General features: G+C 36.2%; 15 protein-coding genes and 1 pseudogene. 3 read left to right on the plus strand and 13 right to left on the minus strand.

The window, feature by feature from the left end; translation table 11 throughout:
- Window positions 1-3,179, minus strand: a 3,179-nt coding sequence (locus tag ES677_RS07450; protein WP_148380919.1) for a PKD domain-containing protein, incomplete at its 3' end; no start/stop codon positions are given.
- 11 nt (window positions 3,180-3,190) lie between these two features.
- Window positions 3,191-3,655, minus strand: coding sequence for a hypothetical protein (locus ES677_RS07455; protein ID WP_148380920.1), 465 nt, complete (start codon window positions 3,653-3,655; stop codon window positions 3,191-3,193).
- 165 nt (window positions 3,656-3,820) lie between these two features.
- On the opposite strand from ES677_RS07455, the gene folE reads away from it, so the two are divergent.
- The 3 genes from folE to yidD are packed head-to-tail and all read left to right on the plus strand — an operon-like array spanning window position 3,821 to window position 6,278.
- Window positions 3,821-4,498, plus strand: a complete 678-nt coding sequence (gene folE / locus ES677_RS07460; protein WP_148369941.1) for a GTP cyclohydrolase I FolE — start codon at window positions 3,821-3,823, stop codon at window positions 4,496-4,498.
- A 30-nt stretch (window positions 4,499-4,528) separates the two neighbouring features.
- A complete protein-coding gene (gene cysS, locus ES677_RS07465) occupies window positions 4,529-6,010 on the plus strand; it encodes a cysteine--tRNA ligase (RefSeq protein ID WP_148380979.1) in 1,482 nt (493 codons plus the stop codon).
- Window positions 6,011-6,044: 34 nt separating this feature from the next.
- The gene (yidD, locus tag ES677_RS07470; RefSeq protein ID WP_148380921.1) at window positions 6,045-6,278 is read left to right on the plus strand and encodes a membrane protein insertion efficiency factor YidD; all 234 of its coding nucleotides are present in this window, start codon (window positions 6,045-6,047) and stop codon (window positions 6,276-6,278) included.
- Window positions 6,279-6,487: 209 nt separating this feature from the next.
- On the opposite strand, the gene ES677_RS07475 is transcribed toward yidD, so the two are convergent.
- The 11 genes and pseudogenes from ES677_RS07475 to asnB all read right to left on the minus strand — a co-directional run bounded on the left by ES677_RS07475 (window position 6,488) and on the right by asnB (window position 20,586).
- A complete protein-coding gene (locus tag ES677_RS07475; protein WP_148380922.1) occupies window positions 6,488-6,979 on the minus strand; it encodes a DUF192 domain-containing protein in 492 nt (163 codons plus the stop codon).
- 2 nt (window positions 6,980-6,981) lie between these two features.
- The gene (gene lgt, locus ES677_RS07480) at window positions 6,982-7,908 is read right to left on the minus strand and encodes a prolipoprotein diacylglyceryl transferase (RefSeq protein WP_148380923.1); all 927 of its coding nucleotides are present in this window, start codon (window positions 7,906-7,908) and stop codon (window positions 6,982-6,984) included.
- A 372-nt stretch (window positions 7,909-8,280) separates the two neighbouring features.
- Complete coding sequence (secDF, locus tag ES677_RS07485; protein ID WP_148380924.1) at window positions 8,281-11,307, minus strand: protein translocase subunit SecDF; 3,027 nt, start codon at window positions 11,305-11,307, stop codon at window positions 8,281-8,283.
- Between the two features lie 156 nt (window positions 11,308-11,463).
- Window positions 11,464-12,087 (minus strand): hypothetical protein, encoded by a 624-nt coding sequence (locus ES677_RS07490; RefSeq protein WP_148380925.1) that lies wholly within the window; start codon window positions 12,085-12,087, stop codon window positions 11,464-11,466.
- A 115-nt stretch (window positions 12,088-12,202) separates the two neighbouring features.
- Complete coding sequence (locus tag ES677_RS07495; RefSeq protein WP_148380926.1) at window positions 12,203-12,793, minus strand: hypothetical protein; 591 nt, start codon at window positions 12,791-12,793, stop codon at window positions 12,203-12,205.
- Between the two features lie 185 nt (window positions 12,794-12,978).
- Entirely contained in the window at window positions 12,979-13,905 is a 927-nt protein-coding gene (gene mdh / locus ES677_RS07500; RefSeq protein ID WP_148380927.1) for a malate dehydrogenase, read from the minus strand.
- A gap of 83 nt (window positions 13,906-13,988) precedes the next feature.
- Window positions 13,989-15,002 (minus strand): DUF6588 family protein, encoded by a 1,014-nt coding sequence (locus tag ES677_RS07505; protein WP_148380928.1) that lies wholly within the window; start codon window positions 15,000-15,002, stop codon window positions 13,989-13,991.
- A gap of 147 nt (window positions 15,003-15,149) precedes the next feature.
- Window positions 15,150-17,099, minus strand: a complete 1,950-nt coding sequence (gyrB, locus tag ES677_RS07510; protein ID WP_148369951.1) for a DNA topoisomerase (ATP-hydrolyzing) subunit B — start codon at window positions 17,097-17,099, stop codon at window positions 15,150-15,152.
- A gap of 478 nt (window positions 17,100-17,577) precedes the next feature.
- Window positions 17,578-18,452 (minus strand): annotated as a pseudogene (locus tag ES677_RS07515) (pirin family protein).
- 17 nt (window positions 18,453-18,469) lie between these two features.
- On the minus strand, window positions 18,470-18,760 hold the full coding sequence (locus ES677_RS07520; RefSeq protein ID WP_148369953.1) for a GNAT family N-acetyltransferase: 291 nt from the start codon (window positions 18,758-18,760) through the stop codon (window positions 18,470-18,472).
- A 158-nt stretch (window positions 18,761-18,918) separates the two neighbouring features.
- Complete coding sequence (asnB, locus tag ES677_RS07525) at window positions 18,919-20,586, minus strand: asparagine synthase B (RefSeq protein WP_148380929.1); 1,668 nt, start codon at window positions 20,584-20,586, stop codon at window positions 18,919-18,921.
- Between the last annotated feature and the right edge of the window lie 236 nt (window positions 20,587-20,822).

A 20,822-nucleotide genomic window follows, 5' to 3' on the forward strand; every position in this document is an offset into this window, starting at 1 on the left:
GGTACTGGGTTAAACACATACGTTCCGCCTGGTGTTGCTTCTGTATCGACAATACCGCCGTCGCACGTTGGCGTCATTGTTATACTCGCATCGTCTACTGATAAAACGGTAAGATCGAAAGTTGCTGAAGAAGGACAAGTCCCTCCAAAGCTATACTCTACTGTATAGTTAGCTCCTGAAGTTCCATTTGTTACTGCACCAGTTGTAGGATCGATTGTTGCTGTATCCGTTGGTAGTGGATTAAAAGCATACGTACCACCTGCCGTAGCAAAACTATCTACAGTTCCGCCGTCGCACGTTGCTAACATTGTAAATGAGGCATCTTCAGTCGTATTAACCACAAATGATTGTGTACTAGAATCAGGACACGTTCCATTTGTTGTGTATTCTATAGTATAAGAGGTATTAGAGGTTCCTCCTGTAACTTCACCCGTCGCCACATCAATCGTAGTACCATCTGTTGGTACTGGATTTAAAGCAAATACGCCACCTGGAGTAGTAACTGTATCTACTACTGCGCCATCACAAGTTGCCAAAACGGTAAAACTAGGATCGTCTAAAGCAGGAATTACTAAATCGAATTGCGATGTCTCTGGACACGCACCATTGGTAGTATATTCTATCGTATAGGTTGTATCGAAAGTAACATTAGTAACTTCGCCTGTATTAGCATCAATTACTGCGGTATCTATTGGCGCAGGATTAAAAACAAATAGTCCTCCTGGTAAAGCTACTGTATCAACCGTTCCTCCTGTACATGTTGCTATCATAGTAAATGAAGCATCATCTATCGATAGTACCGTAAGATCGAAAGTTGTTGAAGAAGGACAAGCCCCTCCAAAGCTATACTCTACCGTGTAGGTTGCTCCAGATGTTCCATTTGTTACTTCACCAGTTGTAGGATCGATTGTTGCAGAATCTGTTGGTGCTGGATTAAAAGCATACGTTCCTCCTGCAGTAGCGAAACTATCTACCGTTCCTCCATTACAATTCGCTTGCATTGTAAATGAGGCGTCCTCTATAGGATTAACAATTAAGTTAAATACTGGTGTTGGTGAAGCGATGAAGCATCCTAAAGCACCTGCACTGTCAACACGAACATAAATGGGTTCTGGGTTAGCAACATTATCATAGTCACTTACTAAAGCATTAGTTCCTGCATTAGCATCAACGAATGTTGTATAATACGTTACCGTATAGTCTGTATTAGATTGTGGCCCTAAGACAGTTGCATTTTGAGATTCTAAATCGAATGGTTCTGTTCCATCGTTAGAAGCATCATCGCAAAGTTCCATATCTGGAGCTGGATTTATAATTGGTGGTGCAACTACATTTAGTGTAAATGTTTCTGTTTCAAAACAACCCGATGTTAAATATTCTATTCTTACGTATATTGTTTGGGGTGTACCAATAACGGCAGTAGAAGTATAAGTATCTGGGGTAGCTATCGCATTTGTGTTGTTATCCGCATCTGCCTGAGTTTCAAAATAAGTTATAATTTGATCTAAAGGATTTGGTGCAGGAGCATTGATGACCGTATCATTTTCTGTTAAATCAAAAATATAAGGAGGTGCACCTACATCACACAAATATAAATCATTTGGTTCGTCTGTTATAATTTCCGGTAATACATCTATACACACTTGTTCTGTATATTCACATCCAAAATTATCGGTTGTTCTATAGGTATAGCAAAACTGTCCTGCTGTTGGAGGCGCTACCGTAATCGTATTACCTGTTGTCGCAGTAATTGTAGGGTCTGCATCCCATCCTTCTGTTACTGTTTGTGGAGTGAAAGATAATTCTGGAGGCTGTAAATTTGGATCAAATTGAATACTCCAAGAAAATATAAACCCGTTATCAAATCCTAGGTTATCAATAATTTGAATACACCAATCCCCATTTAAGGGACTCCCTAATAAATCATTAAAACTCCCTTCTGGCAAATACATTCCTGGCGTAATAGAAGTATTTGGTGGATTACTACCCGCAATAATTGTTGGTCCATTCTCTAAGGTTACTGTTCCTGCTGTAGAAAAACAATAATCGGCACCAATACCTGGAGTGTTCGTACCGTCGTCATTAGCCCCACCTAAGTAGGTACCATTTCCACCTGGGTAACCCTTTAAAACAGCCATTTGACCTGAAGGACTAATTATATTAATATCTAAATCACCCATAAACGAATGTTCCATATTAACACATATTCCTACAATTTGATCGACATTAGTTAATGTTTGCGCTGAATCATAACAATCAACTGTAACACATGTTGAATAAGAAGCCCCATTACCATCTGGTAAAAAGGTAGTACCACTAACAGGCGGTGTACAATCATTTATAAACTCTGTAGGAGTAACAACACCTTCTATAGTTGTTACTTCTCCAAAACACAAGGTATCTTGGACTGCTTCTGTTCCCGTAAAATCAGGTTCGGTACCCACTTGTATAACTTGGTTAATCAAATTAGTGTTCGTACAACCTGTTCCTGGATCAGGGTCTGTATTAGTATCTGTAATATTTAAGTTTACAATATAAACACCTGGATTAGAGTAGGAAAAAGTTGCTGTTTGGCCAGGTACCGTATTACCATCGCCTAAATCCCATTCATAAGTCGCTCCCGTTCCATCGGCAGAAAATGCGCCACTTCCAGTAAGCGTTATTTCTTCATCAGGACATACCCAAATATAACCATCTTGGTTTGGAGCTACACTCGTACTGTCTAATTGAGAGGTAATCGTTTGACAAGGTGTAAAGCAAGAAATATCTGCTGACCACCCTACAGAATTAGCTGAATCATTAGATGTAAAAACAATTGTTATACACCCTGTTACATTATTTGGGGTTGCAGAAACAAAACCTGGATTGGCACCTGCCCCTCCTCCAGAATAAGTTCCAAAAGGGTTTGCAGTGACGTCGTCTCCATCATAAAAGGTTATACTATCACTATTTTGTTGCGTGTTAAATGCTGTAAAATCTAATTGTATTTGACTCCCTGGTTCATCAGGACAAATAGTAAGAGTGAAATTTTCATCATTGCCGTAATTACCAGCACCACCACCAGAATCATAAAAAGTTCCTGAACATGTATTTACCGTTCCATTTTGCATTAACACGTCTTGAGAAAATGTAACAGTAGATATAAATAAAAATAATATTAAAAAGGTAATTTTCTTCATTGTTGTATTTTTTAATGATGTTGAGACTTTATAATGATAAAATAACTGGTATTGTCTATTCTATAGACCTTAGAACCCCTTCCAAAAAATTGGAGATTATATTTTAACACATTAAACGTTTCTTTATTATAGGTTTTATCAAAATTTAATGTCGAATTATATATATTAAATAAATCAGTTTCGCTAAGTAATGTATATTTCTCAGGATTATTAATCAAATCAGGCATATCTCTAATAAGCACTCTATTTCTTAATAAGTTTTTTAAATCCTTCAATTTTTGAGGCCTATTCATTACATACTCCTCAAATTTATCTGCATAAACTTCCTTAATAAAAGAGCGTTCTTTTATAGTTAATGGTGCTGTAACATTATCATTGTATTTTACAAGCGTAAGAGACTGCTTAGTTACCGACTGAGCCTTAACATTATAAGCGCTCAAAGTAAGCATAAACACTAAAGTGTAGAGTAATTTCATAGTTGTTTTTTATATTATAGGGTCTAAAAATAAGTAAAATATCTTTAACATTACGTTAATATAATGTTCTGTTAATTATATAACAATTCAAATTTAAAAACCCCTACCTCTTAACTATGATTTTTTTATTACTTATCTTTGCTTTTTAAACATTTTACTGGATTAATGGAAATTGATAATACAACAAAAAATCACGAGTCAATTGGTGAAAACCACATAGGTACTTCGGCAGTTACGCCTATGAAAGCAGACGCTTTTAAACTAACAAGCACAGAAAAAATTGACATCATAAAAGACGATGTACGTCATATACTAGAAACCTTAGGTCTTGATTTATCAGACGATAGTTTAAGTGGTACACCAAATCGTGTCGCTAAGATGTTTGTAAACGAAATTTTTGGTGGTTTAGACCCTCAAAATAAACCTAGCGCTTCTACTTTCGATAACAAATATAAATATGGCGAAATGCTGGTAGAAAAAAACATTACGGTGTATTCTACTTGCGAGCACCATTTATTACCAATTGTTGGCCGGGCTCACATCGCCTACATTTCTAACGGTACTGTTGTGGGCTTATCTAAAATGAATCGTATTGTAGATTATTTCGCAAAACGTCCTCAGGTTCAAGAGCGATTAACCCTTCAAGTCGTACAAGAGTTACAAAAAGTATTAAATACTGAAGATGTTGCTTGTGTAATGGATGCTAAACACCTTTGCGTTAATTCTCGTGGTATTAGAGATATCGATAGTAGCACAGTAACTGCAGAGTTTGGTGGCCAGTTTAAAAACAAAGACACCAAAAGAGAATTCTTAGATTATATTAAGTTAGACACAACGTTTTAATTTAAACAAACAGTATCATAACCTATGGCAATGCAGCTTTTTAAAAACCAAACTATTAAGATCTACAATTCGCTAAGCGGAAAAAAGGAACCTTTTAAAACAATTACCGACGGTTACGTGGGTATGTACGTTTGTGGTCCTACCGTTTATAGTCATGTACACCTTGGTAACGTTAGGACTTTTATGACTTTCGATATGGTTTTTAGATACTTAAAACATTTAGGTTTCAAGGTGCGTTATGTCCGTAATATTACAGATGCTGGGCACTTAGAAAATGATGCCGACGAAGGTGAAGACAAAATTACAAAAAAAGCACGTTTAGAAGAAATTGAACCTATGGAAGTAGTACAACGCTACACCGTAGATTTTCATAATATTTTAAACACTTTTAATTTTTTACCGCCAAGTATCGAGCCTACAGCTACTGGACATATTATAGAGCAGATAGAATTAATTAAGACTATTATTGACAATGGTTTCGGTTACGAAATTAATGGTTCTGTGTATTTTGATGTCCATAAATATAATGAGACTAATAATTACGGTATTTTAAGTAAACGCAAATTAGAAGATCTTATTCATAATACACGAGAGCTGGACGGCCAAAGCGATAAAAAGAATCCGCAAGATTTTGCGCTTTGGAAAAAAGCCGAACCACAACATATTATGCGTTGGCCATCGCCTTGGAGCGACGGTTTTCCGGGTTGGCACCTAGAATGTACAGCAATGAGTACCAAGTACTTGGGTAATCACTTCGATATTCACGGTGGTGGAATGGACTTAAAATTCCCACATCACGAATGCGAAATCGCTCAAAATCAAGCGGCCAAAGGCCAGTCGCCAGTAAATTACTGGATGCACGCCAATATGCTAGAGCTTAACGGACAGCGCATGTCTAAAAGCACCGGGAATATTATAAATCCTACCGAGCTTCTTACCGGTCATAACGATAAAATGTCTAAGGCATACAGCCCAAGCGTTATTCGCTTTTTTATGATGCAAGCTGGGTACCGTAGCGTTTTAGATTTAACCGATGCCGGATTACAGTCTAGCGAGAAAGGTTTTAATCGTTTACTCGACGCGATTAAAGAATTAGACACTTTAACACCGTCTGAATCATCGACATTAGATATTGACAGTTGGAAGCAGAAATGCTACGGCGCAATGAACGACGATTTTAATACACCTATTTTAATTGCTCATTTATTCGACGCCGCAAAGTTTATTCACCAAATTAAAGACGGCTCGCAACATGTAACAATAGCTCATTTAAACACACTTAAAACCACCATTAATGCTTTTGTTTTTGAGGTTCTAGGATTAACAAATGTTACCGAAGCCGCATCAGAAACCGATACTTTAGCCGGTGCTGTAAACGTGCTTATTAAATTACGCCAAGAAGCACGAGCCAACAAAAATTTTGCCCTTTCCGATCAAATTCGCGACGAACTCGCCAATGCGGGAATACAACTAAAAGACGGTAGAGACGGTACCAGTTTTTCGGTAAATTAAACGCACGCTTTTTTAAGCCTAAACTTTTTGTAACGTGAAAAAAATTCTAATCGCCCCTTTTTTATTTATAATTAAGGTGTACCAAGTCTTTATTTCTCCATTTACACCAGCCACGTGCCGGTACCAACCCACCTGCTCGCACTACACCAAAGAAGCACTACAAGTTCACGGCCTAATTAAGGGCGGGGTACTCGCTATAAAACGTGTTTTTAGTTGCCATCCTTGGGGCGGCAGCGGTTTCGATTCCGTTCCTAAAAAGGAGGATTAATACTATGCCGCTCTAAAATCTATCTGATTATTATTTTGGGCATTACCTTGCAAAAAAAGCAAGGTCAGGCTTTCGCTACTCGCTTCCCGAATAAAAATCGGGAGAGCTCAAACACACCGCTCAATCCTTAATGCGAGTAACAGACTTCCATAAAAAAGCCCACTCTTAAAATTTATGAGTGGGCTTTTTAATTATGTAATAACTAGTTTTTACAATTCTGAAAACACTAAAGTATCTCCCGTTTCAAGATTCCATTTTTTAGATAGGCCGCCATTTATTTCTAATACATATTGCGCAGCACTTTCCGATGGTAAAGACGATTCATCCATTGGTTTGGCCTCTCTTTGAATACTTACAATCGCTCTATTGTGGTCTAAATAGATAATATCTAAAGAAATGTGCGTGTTACGCATATAAAAACTTCGCGGCTGGCTATCTGGAAATACAAATAGCATTCCTTGGTTGTCCTTTAATTCGTTTCTATACATTAACCCTAAATCGCGTTCGGTTTGCGTTAGTGCTAATTCAATATCTAAAACTTTAATAATAGAATCTGTTCCTTTTTTAAAAAGTGTTAAATCACCTTCCTTTTTAAAGGGTACTTCTACCTGCTTAATCACCTTATTCTCTTCTTTACAAGACATTGTGGTTAGTGCAAAACAAGTACTTAATGCTATTAAGAATACACGGTATACTTTCATAATTACTGCACTTTTGTTTTTGGTTTATAGACAAACATAAAATACAGTCCGACTATTATAAATGGGATACTTAACCATTGTCCGGTATTTAAGAACCAATCGGCGCGCTCTGCATTTTGAGCTTCTTTTATAAATTCTACAAAGAATCTTACGGTCCATAACAACACTAAAAACAGTCCGAATAAAAAGCCAATTTGTTCCGATTTTTTTGTTTTCAAATAGAAAAACAATAATATAATGAATACGAAAATGTAACAAAATGCTTCGTATAATTGTGCCGGGTGTCTTAGCGGCACAGCCTCTAATAAAGATACAAATTGCGGATTATCGGTTACTGCGGCATACGCCTGCTTGTAGTTTTTAATTCCAGTAAGTTGCATAATTTCGCGTTTGCCATAAAATTCTTGCACAAATCGCACTCCAAAAGGAGAGTCGGTAATTTTACCTATAATCTCAGAATTAAGAAAGTTACCAATACGTATAAAAACAGCCCCAGACGCTACAGGAATCACGATACGATCTAAGATCCACATTAAGGACTTATACTTGTATTTGCGACGGTATAAATACATACCAATAACAATACCTATAGCTGCACCGTGACTTGCTAATCCAGAAAATCCTGAGAATTCGAATTCTGGAACGAAATGAAACGGTAAAAACACACTAAAGAAATCTTGAGAGAATAATTCTGGCTGATAAAAGATAACGTGTCCTAAACGCGCTCCCAACATTGTCGCTAGAACGGTATAAATAAATAAGGGATCTAAATATTCTATTTTTATTTTTTCTCTTATAAAAATGCGTTTCATTACTTGCCAGCCTACAATAAAGGCGGTAACCCACATTAAACTGTAGAAATGAATTTTAAAATTACCTACGATGTCTATTCCCGTAATAGGATTCCAGTCGATTGTTAATAAGTGCATAGATGTATTTTTAGGTTTGTAAATATAGCATTTACAGATAATTTATTACGGTTTCTTACCAAAGGATTAACGATAATTATTATCTGTGTTATGGATTATGCTTTCATTAATTATTAATAGTTTTATAAATAGCGGTTGTATTACGGATTACCCCTTCATTTTTAATTTTATAAACAGGTATTCGTTATTACTACGCCACAGAGCGATTGTTTAAGCGCTTCCAGTGTTTCTTTGGTCAGTGAACCGCGAAATCCCTTATTTTTACTAGTAATTGCAACGTCATACCCAAAACACAGCCATTAAAATTAAGATACAAAAAAGCCTTTCAAGAACAGATCTTGAAAGGCTTTTGTATTTTAAAACTTAGAATTCTTAAGCGTTTAACTCAGTGTTTTCTTCTGTTTCTACTTCTTTATCTTTTAATGCATTCGCTGCATCTCCTTTTTTAACTGAATCGTACATTATAGGTGTTGCAATAAATAATGATGAGTACGTACCTACAATTACACCAACAATTAAGGCGAACATAAATCCTCTAATTGATTCTCCTCCAAAAATGAAGATAGTTAATAACACGACTAATGTTGTTAACGATGTATTTAAGGTTCTACTTAAAGTACTACTTAAAGATCTATCTATAACCTCATCGAATGTCCAAGAAGTGTGCTCGTTAAAGAATTCTCTAATTCTATCGAATACTACCACGGTATCATTTAAAGAGTAACCAATTACGGTAAGGATCGCTGCGATAAACGCTTGATCTATCTCTAAAGAGAATGGCATAAACTTGTAGGTTAAAGAGAATACTCCTAATAGTATTAATACATCGTGGAAAACTGCTGCTACCGCACCAAGTGAGAATTGCCATCTTTTAAAACGAAATAATATATATAAGAACACGACCACTAACGATCCTATTACAGCCCAGAAAGACTCTTTTTTAATGTCGTCGGCAATGGTTGGACTTACCTTATATTTCTTCATTAAACCAGCCGTTTTAGATTCTTTATTTTCAATAAAGCTTGGGTAGTCCATACCATTTAGGTAAGGCTGTAAAGCATTAAATAAAGACATTCTTATTTCTTCGTCTGCTTGTTGTGAAGATTCGTTAACTCTAAATTTAGTAGTAATTTTTAATTGGTTATCGTCTCCAAAGGTTTTAGCATCGGCACTACCAAAAACAGCGTCGTCTGATAACAGATCAGTAATTTCCGTTGCGCTAACAGGCTGATCGAATCGCACTTGATACGTTCTACCTCCAACAAAATCGACACCTTGATCTAAACCATTTGTAAAGAAAGAAACTAAACTTACTAAAATCATTACCGTAGAGATACCATAAGCTATTTTACGTTTCTTAAGGAAACTTACATTAATACCTCTAAATAAGTTTTTAGTAACTCCTGTAGAGAAGCTTAATTTTCCACCTCTTGCATCGTACCAGTCAATTAATAATCTGGTGATGAAAATAGCTGTAAATAATGAGGTACAAATACCTATTAATAACGTTGTTGCAAACCCTTTAATTGGCCCTGTACCAAATAAGAATAAAATTAAAGCGGTTAAACCTGTTGTAATGTTAGCATCTAAAATTGAAGATAATGCATTACTAAAACCGTCTTTAATAGCCGTTTTTTGGTCTTTACCTTTATAGAGTTCCTCTCGAATACGTTCAAAAATAAGCACGTTCGCATCGACCGCCATACCAATAGTTAATACTATACCGGCAATACCAGGCAAGGTTAATACAGCTCCTAATCCTGATAAAATACCGAAGATTAATAGAATATTTAATAACATTGCAATATCTGCAAATACTCCTGCTTTACCGTAGTAAAAGAACATCCAGATTAATACTAATGTTAACGCAATTATAAAAGACATTGTACCACTCTCGATAGCTTCTTTACCTAATGTTGGTCCAATCTCATCCGATTGAATTATCTCCGCTTTTGCAGGTAAACGACCGGCACGTAAAACGTTTGCTAAATCGGTTGCTTCGTTCAATGTAAAGTTTCCTGAAATCTCTGAACGTCCGCCGGCAATTTTACCATTGTTAATTCCTGGTGCAGAATACACGACGTTATCTAATACAATAGCAATCTGGCTTCCCGTTTTAGAGGCTTTATCGGTCATTTCTTCCCAAATTTTAGAGCCTTGAGCATTCATTTGCATCGTTACTGTTGGCTTGTTCGACGGGCTGTAAGATTGGCGTGCGTCGTCTACCACTCCTCCGCCTAACGGTGGAATGTTGTCTCTGGTTCCTTTTAATACATATAATTCTGTTAGCTCGCTATTTGGTGCTGGTTTACCAAATACGAATTTTACATCTTTAAGTTCTGTTGGCAATAAAGCTTTTACCTCACGCTTTTTTAATATTGAATATACTTTAGCGCTATCTGCTATGTTAAATTGATAAACGATTGGTCCGCCTTGGTAGCCTGGTCCTTTTACTAAATCTAATAATGGATTTACTTCTTTAGTTGATGTATCTTCCTCTCCTGTAAGATCACCAATAATATCATCGGTAGCGTCTTCAGTGCTCTCTTGTGCTACAGTTTCTTCTCCTTCTACTTGGTTTTCTGCTTTTATCTCGTCTTTCAACAATGTATTTACATCATTAAAATACTGAAAAAACTGCTCTCCTTTTAAAGTATCCCAGAATTCTAATTCTGCCGTACTTGTAATTAATTCTTTAGCACGCTCAACATCTTTAACCCCTGGTAACTCTACAAGAATACGCCCTGAAGTTCCTAAACGTTGAATGTTTGGAGACGCCACACCAAATTGGTCAATACGTGTACGCAATACTTGTAATGCAGAAGCGATAGATTCGTTGATTTTTTGTGATAAAACAACTTTTACATCATCGTCCGACATTCCTCTTTTGATTTCACTTTCCAAAGAACGCGTTGCAAAAATATCTGGAGACGCTAATTTAGTATCGCCTTTAATAGCATCGAAAGCCGTGTAGAAATCGTCAATAAAGTCATTCTGACTGTCTTTCTGAAGTTCGGCAGCATCATCTAATGCTTTGTTGAAAATAGGATCTTTACTATTGTTAGCCAATCCTTTTAAGATGTCTTTTACAGAGACTTGTAAAATTGCTTCTAAACCCCCTTTAAGGTCTAGTCCTAATTTCATCGAGTTTTCTTTAACATCTGCGTAAGTACTTCCTAAGAATACTTTCTCATTAGAGGCTGCTAACGAGTCCAAATAAACGACTTCGTAATCGTTAACTTTTTCTTTTCTGTCTTCTACTGAAGCATCAAATTTACTTTCCGCAATTGTTAATGCATCGCTCTCGATTGCACTATTTTTAAACGTGAAAGATAATTGGTAAAGACTTACCAATCCGAATAAAACTGCAAACAGCTTTATTAATCCTTTATTTTGCATGGTGTTGTTATTTTATTGTCGGTTTTTTTTAGAACGAGCAAATATAGAATTTACATCGAGATTCGACAATTATTTTAATAATTAAATAGGGTGTTTTCGCTTTTATAAAATAATTTTAAAAGCTCAATTTTAAAGTAGAAAAGCACTTTTATGTGTTTACGCGCTTCTAGAATAAGAGGGTCCGGCACGAACTTCTGGAATAGTATATAAACCTTTGTTTAAAGTATGGACAATGGTAGTATTTATTTTGTAAGCTACGGCTTCAGTTTCCGATGTCAAGTTACTATATTCTTGCCCTAAAAACGAACTAAAAGTAGGACTGTTAAACCGTTCTAAATCGCGTTTTTCGTTAACGACAAGCGTTCCTTTTAAATCTATTTGTGAATCTAAATTGCGAGTAATTTCATAAACATCTACATGGTAATGATTAGATGTTTTCTCTAATGGAATACCACTATTGGGTTGATTAGAGTTCGCGATATCTATTGATAATGACGATGGCGTACCTAGTATTTTTTTAATACGCGCTACGTTTGAAGCACTATAATAAGTGATCGTGTATTTCCCGTTAGACTCAGCATGCACCTGAATCGCGTAAACACCTAATTCTTGTAATTGTTTTTTTACTAATATAATCGCTTTTTCAGCTTCGTTAGCCGAAACGTGTGCGCTATTAAACTCTAGAACGAGTTCTTGATTAGGGATAACAGTGTCGTCCCTAAAAACCCCAATACAGGCAAGGACAAGTAATAAGACACTAAAACACCAATTAGCTTTCATGTGCCAAATATATGATATACAGCAAGAAATGACAATACAATTACTGTTTTTTATACAAAAAAAGAGCAACCAAATAGTTGCTCTTTTAATAGTCTTTTATATAGAATAGACTGTTTTATTGCTTCATTTCTGTTACCGTATTTTCGATAGTAATATTTTTTCCCATCTGACTCATATTTAATACAAAACACATTGGAAACCCTTCAATTTTATCGCCATACATTTGTGATTGTTGCGAATAGGCCGTAATACTTTTAGTGGTGTAAAGCGTCATCTCTACAGTTTGTCCTCCTGCCGTCATAATCACATCGTAACCCTCACACTCGTAACCTAAAACTGTTTTTTTATCATCTCTATTTGTTACCTCAATATTTTCTACTTGTGCCGCTTTAGAATCTGTACTCATCTCCATATAGCTTTTACCGCTCATAGGATTATCCATTAGCATTAACATCTTTTTGGTCTCCGTATCAGTAATAGTAACGACGTCTCCCGTCATCGGGCTAGACACTTCCGATCTTGATTTCTTCTCTTTAATGTAAGTTGTTGTCACCACTTCTCCAACCATTGCTAATTGCGAGTTCATAGCTTCATCGTCACTAGACATTGTTTGCGTTGATATAACGGTACCTTCCGTTAGTTTATCTTGTGCAAAACTGGTAAAACTTAACGTAACTGCTAACAGTAATAATATTGATTTTTTCATCTTATTCTAATTTTTCCGTGTTTAAGTATTATTATTTGATTTAGTTGGCAACAATAATACCAAAAATTTTTCAATTTCTTTTTAAGACTGTTAAATTATCTTTTAAAAAGAGGTCCTCTATAACTACAAAAACACCTTAAAGATTTAAAACCTTAAGGTGTTTCTTTATATAATTAGAAAACCGACTATAGTTCTAATAAACCATTCGTCGCTTTTACACCTTTAGCACTTTCTTGCATATGCGCTTTTTCGGCATCGCTTAATTTAATTTCTACGATACTTTCAATACCATTTTTACCTAAAATAACTGGCACACCAATACATAAATCATTTAAACCGTATTCACCTTCTAATAACGTTGAACATGGGAACATTTTCTTTTGGTCGCAAGCAATTGCTTGTACTAAACCAGAGACTGCTGCACCTGGTGCGTACCAAGCTGACGTTCCTAATAATTTAGTTAATGTTGCGCCTCCAACCTTAGTGTCTTCTGTTACTTGCTCTAAACGTTCTTTAGACAAGAATTCTGTTACTTTAATACTGTTTCTAGTGGCGTGCGCTGTTAATGGCACCATACCTTTGTCGCTATGTCCACCAATTACCATTCCGTCTACATCACTAATAGGGGCATTTAAAGCTTCAGCTAATCTGTATTTAAAACGTGCAGAATCTAAAGCACCACCCATTCCGATGATTCTATTTTTAGGTAATCCTGTTGTTTTATGCACTAAATATGTCATTGTATCCATTGGGTTACTTACCACAATGATTATTGTATTTGGAGAATGCGCGATTAAGCTAGCCGATACTGTTTTAACAATCCCTGCATTGATACCAATTAATTCCTCACGAGTCATTCCTGGTTTTCTAGGAATTCCCGATGTTATAACACAAATATCACTATCTGCTGTTTTAGAATAATCGTTAGTGCTTCCGGTAATTTTAGTATCGAAACTATTTAAAGAAGCTGTCTGCATTAAATCCATTGCTTTACCTTCAGCAAAACCTTCTTTAATATCTAGTATAACAACTTCACTTGCAAAATCTTTAATGGCGATGTATTCTGCACAACTTGCACCTACTGCACCTGCTCCAACTACTGTTACTTTCATTTGTATTATATTTTAGTTTGTGTTAAATTTTATCCTCCAAATTTAAGAAATTCTTAGGACGTATGTATTTTTTTAAGAAAGTTTTAAAAGCCGAAAGTCATTCCTAACGAGGCGCTACTAAAATCGGCAATTGTATAGGCTGCATTTACACTAAAGAAACCAAGTTTTACATTTGCTCCCAAAGTTCCCATAATACCGCTAGTGTCTGATTCTACTGAAAACGGATCTACAATTTCTTTAGAAAACAAAATCCCATCAGAGACGCGATAGGTTCCTAATAAGTCCGTTTTATTTTTTCCATCTAAATACCCTACAGAACCGTACACATTAAATAGTTTTAAATTTGTCCCTACTAATAGTTGGTACAACATTGTGTGAGTTTGTGTTTCCACGCGTTGGTTTTCACCCTCTACTGTACTTGTATTCACTAAATCGTATGTTCCGTTTAATTGGGTATAAGCAATTAATCCAGAAACAGCCACCGGAAATAATTTATCGGAAGGTAGCCAAGAAGTAAACTCCTGCTGAAGACCAAAACCAAATAAGCCGGCCTCTACATCTTGTTGATTTATTTTAGGAAAATAACGTGCTTTTACTTCGGTACCTTTAAAAGGCGAAAAACTTCCTTGTAAAAACACCGTCGGAATTAAATTTATATTTGCAGATCCTATTCCTGTTGGCAAAACAATATCTGTGGTTTGTTCCCCAAACAACGGATCGTCGTAAGTAATTTCGACAATAATATCCTGATCGTTATGTCCCAATGCAGTTGCAACAGGTTTTGATGCACTCCCATCTTTAAAACGTATATTTTCGTAATCGGAAGCGGTCATTATAAACTTTTTATCTTCATCGTTTATAAAGGTTGCATTTCCAATAATGGATAATGAGAAGCCAAGTCGTTTTGGTGCTTTCGCACTGTTAGACCAATTGTTATTGATGCCGTAAGCTAAACCATCGTTTGCTGGTTTAATATAGCGTTCTGAAAATTGTTTGGTATCGTCTATACCAGCCGCCAATAATTCGTTTAAGTTTTCCTGGGCCGTTACAAAATGCACAGACGCCAATGTAATAAGAAATAGAAAAGGGGTTTTCATAAATTTTATTTTTTTTATAATATAACAAAAGTAAACGTTAGATAGTGATTATAACTCGTTTAGCTTATTTTTTATTTTTAAATATAAATAAAAAAACACCTTAAGCACATAAGACGAAAGGTGTTTTTAAAAAGTATGTATTACTAATTATACATCAATTTTTGCATAAATTGCGTTTTTCTCGATAAATTCTCGACGCGGTGGCACCTCATCTCCCATTAACATAGAGAACACACGATCGGCTTCTACACCGTTATCAATTTGTACTTGACGAAGCGTTCTAAAATCTGGATTCATTGTGGTATCCCAAAGTTGTATGGCATTCATTTCTCCAAGACCTTTATAACGTTGTATTTTTGTACCATCACCAAATTCTTGCATTAAAACTTTACGCTCATCATCACTCCAAGCGTATTGCTTTTTAGCTCCTTTTTTCACTAAGAATAGTGGCGGAGTTGCAATGTAAATATGTCCATTTTCAATCAATTCCTTCATATAACGGAAAAAGAACGTTAAAATTAAAGTTTCAATATGCGCACCATCGATATCGGCATCACACATAATCACCACTTTATGATATCTTAACTTTGAAAGATTTAAAGCCTTACTATCTTCTTCTGTTCCTATAGTAACTCCTAAAGCGGTAAAGATATTTTTTATCTCTTCGTTTTCAAACACTTTATGTGTCATCGCTTTTTCAACATTCAAAATTTTACCACGTAGGGGCAAAATAGCTTGAAATGCTCTATCCCTACCTTGTTTTGCAGTTCCACCCGCCGAATCTCCCTCGACAAGGAATACTTCACATTTTGTAGGATCTTGCTCAGAACAGTCAGATAATTTTCCTGGCAAACCACCAATACTCATTACTGTTTTACGCTGTACCATTTCACGCGCTTTTTGCGCAGCGTGGCGTGCTTGAGCAGCTAATATTACTTTTTGAACTATTATTTTAGCATCGTCTGGATGCTCTTCAAGATAGTTAGAAAGCATTTCTGAAACCGCCTGACTCACAGAAGCAGAAACTTCTCTGTTTCCTAATTTTGTTTTTGTTTGTCCCTCGAATTGTGGCTCTTGAACTTTTACCGAAATAATTGCTGTTAAACCTTCACGGAAATCATCTCCCGCAATATCGAATTTTAATTTATCTAGCATCCCAGATTCGTCGGCGTACTTTTTTAAAGTATGCGTTAACCCTCTTCTAAACCCCGATAAATGCGTCCCACCTTCGTGGGTATTAATATTGTTTACATACGAGTGTAAGTTCTCAGCATACGACGTGTTATACATCATCGCAACCTCAACTGGCACTCCGTTTTTCTCTCCTTCAAAAGAAATAACCTCTTTTATTAAAGGCTCTCTACTTCCGTCTAGAAATCTTATAAATTCTTTTAAACCTTCTTCAGAATGGAATGTTTCACCTTCGAAAGAACCATCATCTTTAACCGCTCTTTTGTCGATTAAATGAATAGTAATCCCTTTATTTAAATACGACAATTCGCGCATTCTACTGGCTAATGTATCGTAGCTATACTCTAACGTTTGCGTAAATATGGTATGATCTGGTCTAAAGGTAATTACCGTACCTCTTTTATCTGTTTCTCCAATACATTTTACAGGGTACAAAGCTTTACCGTGCTTGTATTCTTGTTCCCAAACTTCGCCATTTCTGTAAACCGTAGCTCTTAAATGATCGGATAATGCGTTAACACAACTTACACCAACCCCGTGCAGTCCTCCAGAAACTTTATAAGAATCTTTATCGAACTTACCTCCGGCGCCAATCTTTGTCATAACTACTTCAAGAGCAGAAACACCTTCTTTTTTGTGAAGATCTACCGGAATACCACGACCATCATCTTCGGTCGAAATGGAATTGTCTTCATTAATAGTTACCGTAATATTATTACAGTGTCCGGCCATCGCCTCATCAATAGAGTTATCTACAACTTCGTACACTAAATGGTGAAGCCCTCGAGTTCCTACGTCTCCAATATACATGGAAGGACGCATACGAACGTGTTCCATACCCTCTAGAGCCTGAATACTATCCGCTGAATAATTCTCTTTGTTAAACTCTTCTTTTTTTTCGCTCATAGTTATAGTCTTTATAATCTAATAGTCCTTTTTTTGAAAACCCCATTTTCTGCAACGGGAGTCCTTTTATGCGCTATTACAATGTCTTAAAACAGTGTGTCCTTAACATAAAAAAAGGAGGCTTAAGGCATCCTTTTGAACACCACCAAATATACGCAATTTCGAGATGGTTTTAAAGCTTTTTATGGAAAGCCCCCTGTTTTTATTAACAATTATTAATTTAAAGAAAGTCGCTTAAATCGACTAAAACACATCTTAAATTGAATAGTGACTTGTTTTTAATTATTCTGAAAACTGAAAATTTAAAAACGAGCTAAAAAGACAAGTTTTGGAGCTCCCAACCTTAATAAAAAGATCTACAGACGGGAGTATTACGACTGAAAAACGCTAAAAAAGAGAAGGAATAAAACCTTTTACAAGGGTCTCTTCTCAAAGCATTCCTCTTCAATTTATTTCTCGGGAACGACGGAGTGAATCACTATTCTAAATAGCCAAATTTACCGCTATTAAAATCGTGTATCGCTTGTGCTAATTCTTCTTTAGTATTCATTACAAACGGGCCTTGTGCGGCAATCGGTTCGTTAATTGGGGCTCCGCTTAAAACTAAAACCACTGCCGCTTCAGTGGCCTCTAGCGTAAATGTTTCGCCTTTATTCTCAAACAATACAAAGTGGTCGGTAGAAACATTCTCTTTGCCATTCACTTTTATCTCACCTTCTATTACGACTAAAGCCGTGTTGTAATGCGCCGGAAAAGAAAAATCGGTGTGTGCCTCTTTTTTTAGTTTTACATTTAATAGATGCAGCGGCGTAAACGTTGAAGCGGCACCTTTAACCTCTTTATAAGCACCAGCGATAACCTCAACCACACCTTGCTGATCTGGTAATTGGTATTTTTTAATACAGGAAGGATCTAGTCCTTGATATTTAGGCGTAGACATTTTATCTTTTTGAGGCAAATTCACCCATAATTGCACCATCTGAAAATCACCTCCCGCAGCACTAAACTCCTTTTCGTGATATTCTTTGTGTAAACCCCCGAAGCGGCCGTCATCCATTGCACTCCGCCTTCTCCAATAACGCCGCTATTTCCAGCACTGTCATGATGAGCGATTTTTCCTTTATAAGCAATGGTTACCGTTTCGAAACCACGATGTGGATGCACACCGACTCCACGCGGCTCGTTTGTTGGCGGAAAATAAAATTTAGAATTATAATCCATAAAAATAAAAGGATCCATTCGTTTCATATCTAACCGAAATCCGCTCGGTATAAAATTATGCACCCGAAATCCGTCACCAACAAAATGCGGTGCCCTTGGGCGCGCCACCAACTCTATAGACTTTGTACTCATTTTACGTCTCTCGTTTTTTATTTTTTATTGTGAACAACTGAAATATCCTGATATTCTGGATGCTTATCGATATACGACAAAATAAACGAACATTCTGGTTTCACTTGTAAATTATTCTCTTTCGCGTAGTCTAAAATCCCTTTTGCTATAAAGCTCCCCACGCCTTGACCAGACATTTCTGTCGGCACTTCGGTATGTGTATAAGTAATACCATTTTCAAAACGCTCGTAAGCTGCAAAGGCGATACTATCGTTTAAATGGACTTCAAATTGATGTTTGCTTTCGTTATGTATAAGCGTGTGTGACATAGTATGATTTATTTACTTCAAAAATAAAGCATACTGAGGACTTTTAAAACGGAATGTGATAGGAATAATTTATTGCATAATATTAAGCACTCTTAATAAAAAACCCTCTTATAGCTAAAAGGGTTTTCACTTCATTCTATCATATATCTTTTATTATATTATGAATACGCCGCGTCGTGCACATTTGCAATTGCTCTACCTGAAGGTTCGTTCATATTTTTAAACGCTTCGTCCCATTCTAGGGCTATTTTTGTACTACATGCTACGCTTGGCTCTTGCGGCACACTTAGGGCCGCCGCATCACTTGGAAAATGCGCTTCGAAAATGGAGCGGTAATAAAACTCTTCTTTGTTTTGCGGTGTTTGTAATGGGAAACGGTATTTGGCATTCGCCATTTGCTCATCGCTAACTGCTATATTAACAACTTCTTTAAGTGTATCAATCCAACTATAACCAACGCCATCGCTAAATTGCTCTTTTTGTCTCCACGCGACACTTGCTGGCAACATATCTTCAAAGGCCTTACGAATTACCCATTTCTCCATACGTTCACCATTAATCATTTTATCTTGTGGGTTAATACGCATCGCTACATCTATAAATTCTTTATCTAAAAAAGGTACGCGCCCCTCTACTCCCCAAGCCGCTAAACTTTTGTTTGCTCGCAGGCAATCGTACATATGTAATTTATCTAATTTACGCACTGTTTCTTCGTGAAATTCTCTAGGGTTCGGTGCCTTATGAAAATATAAATAACCTCCAAAAATTTCATCTGCTCCCTCGCCAGACAGCACCATTTTTATTCCCATCGATTTAATAACTCGTGCCATTAAATACATAGGTGTACTAGAACGAATTGTAGTAATATCGTAGGTTTCGATGTTATAAATCACATCTTTTATCGCATCTAATCCTTCTTGGATTGTAAATTTTATTTCGTGGTGTACTGTCCCAATATGATCGGCTACTTTTCGTGCGGCGGCTAAATCTGGTGAGCCTTCTAATCCCACTGAAAAACTGTGTAATTGTGGATACCAAGCATCGCTAGTATCGTCACTTTCCACCCGCTTTTGCGCATATTTTTTAGCAATTGCCGAAATCACAGATGAATCTAATCCGCCCGATAATAGAACACCGTAAGGCACATCACTCATTAATTGTCTTTTTACGGCGGCTTCTAAGGCTTCTTTTATTTCAGCAATACTGGTTTCGTTTTCTTTTACTGCATCATAGTCACTCCAATCTCTGTTGTACCATTTTACAAACTTCCCATCGGTACTCGACATATAATGTCCTGGTGGGAATAATTCAATTTTTGTACACACACCTTCTAAAGCTTTCAGTTCGGAAGCGACATAAAAAGTTCCGTTTTGATCCCAGCCAATATATAGCGGAATAATTCCCATATGGTCGCGAGCAATAAAATACGTGTCGTTGGTTACATCGTAAATAGCGAAACCAAAAATACCATTCATTTCATCAATAAAATCAACGCCTTTTTCTTGGTACAATGCTAAAATGACTTCGCAATCACTTTGAGTTTTAAACTGGTATTTACCCTCAAATTGCTTACGTAATTCTCTATGGTTATATATTTCGCCATTTGCCGCTAAAACAAGAGTACTATCAAGACTTAACAACGGTTGTTTCCCTGAGGCTGGATCGACGATAGCCAAACGCTCGTGCGCTAAAATGGCTTTATCGTTACTATAAATACCACTCCAATCTGGTCCGCGATGTCTAATTGTTTTTGACATCTCTAACACCCGAGGTCTCAACTCTTCACTGTTCTGTTTTAAATCGAAAGCACATACAATTCCACACATAATATATCGTATTAAATTTCTTGTTCTGTTTTATTAATTAAGCAAATATGGTATATCTGTTTCATATTAAAAACACAAAATACTAAAACAGTTATAAATTGTAATATAATTATTAATAATAATATGAAAATGAAACAAAACACATTACTTTTATAGTATTTTACTTAATAAGTGTAAAGTTTAACAATTTAACTCGACCTTTATAGCATAACACTTATAAATTAACACCGTAGAAT

It is taken from the genome of Bizionia gelidisalsuginis (genome assembly GCF_008086185.1).
Taxonomy (GTDB): Bacteria; Bacteroidota; Bacteroidia; order Flavobacteriales; family Flavobacteriaceae; genus Bizionia; species Bizionia saleffrena.

Excerpts from the sequence above, each read along its gene's own strand:
- folE (WP_148369941.1), top strand. The coding sequence starts at position 3,821 with ATGGAAATTGATAATACAACAAAAAATCACGAGTCAATTGGTGAAAAC.
- cysS (WP_148380979.1), top strand. The coding sequence starts at position 4,529 with ATGCAGCTTTTTAAAAACCAAACTATTAAGATCTACAATTCGCTAAGC.
- ES677_RS07505 (WP_148380928.1), bottom strand. The coding sequence starts at position 15,002 with ATGAAAACCCCTTTTCTATTTCTTATTACATTGGCGTCTGTGCATTTT.
- secDF (WP_148380924.1), bottom strand. The coding sequence starts at position 11,307 with ATGCAAAATAAAGGATTAATAAAGCTGTTTGCAGTTTTATTCGGATTG.
- ES677_RS07475 (WP_148380922.1), bottom strand. The coding sequence starts at position 6,979 with ATGAAAGTATACCGTGTATTCTTAATAGCATTAAGTACTTGTTTTGCA.
- asnB (WP_148380929.1), bottom strand. The coding sequence starts at position 20,586 with ATGTGTGGAATTGTATGTGCTTTCGATTTAAAACAGAACAGTGAAGAG.
- ES677_RS07520 (WP_148369953.1), bottom strand. The coding sequence starts at position 18,760 with ATGTCACACACGCTTATACATAACGAAAGCAAACATCAATTTGAAGTC.
- ES677_RS07490 (WP_148380925.1), bottom strand. The coding sequence starts at position 12,087 with ATGAAAGCTAATTGGTGTTTTAGTGTCTTATTACTTGTCCTTGCCTGT.
- mdh (WP_148380927.1), bottom strand. The coding sequence starts at position 13,905 with ATGAAAGTAACAGTAGTTGGAGCAGGTGCAGTAGGTGCAAGTTGTGCA.
- ES677_RS07455 (WP_148380920.1), bottom strand. The coding sequence starts at position 3,655 with ATGAAATTACTCTACACTTTAGTGTTTATGCTTACTTTGAGCGCTTAT.
- ES677_RS07495 (WP_148380926.1), bottom strand. The coding sequence starts at position 12,793 with ATGAAAAAATCAATATTATTACTGTTAGCAGTTACGTTAAGTTTTACC.
- lgt (WP_148380923.1), bottom strand. The coding sequence starts at position 7,908 with ATGCACTTATTAACAATCGACTGGAATCCTATTACGGGAATAGACATC.
- gyrB (WP_148369951.1), bottom strand. The coding sequence starts at position 17,099 with ATGAGCGAAAAAAAAGAAGAGTTTAACAAAGAGAATTATTCAGCGGAT.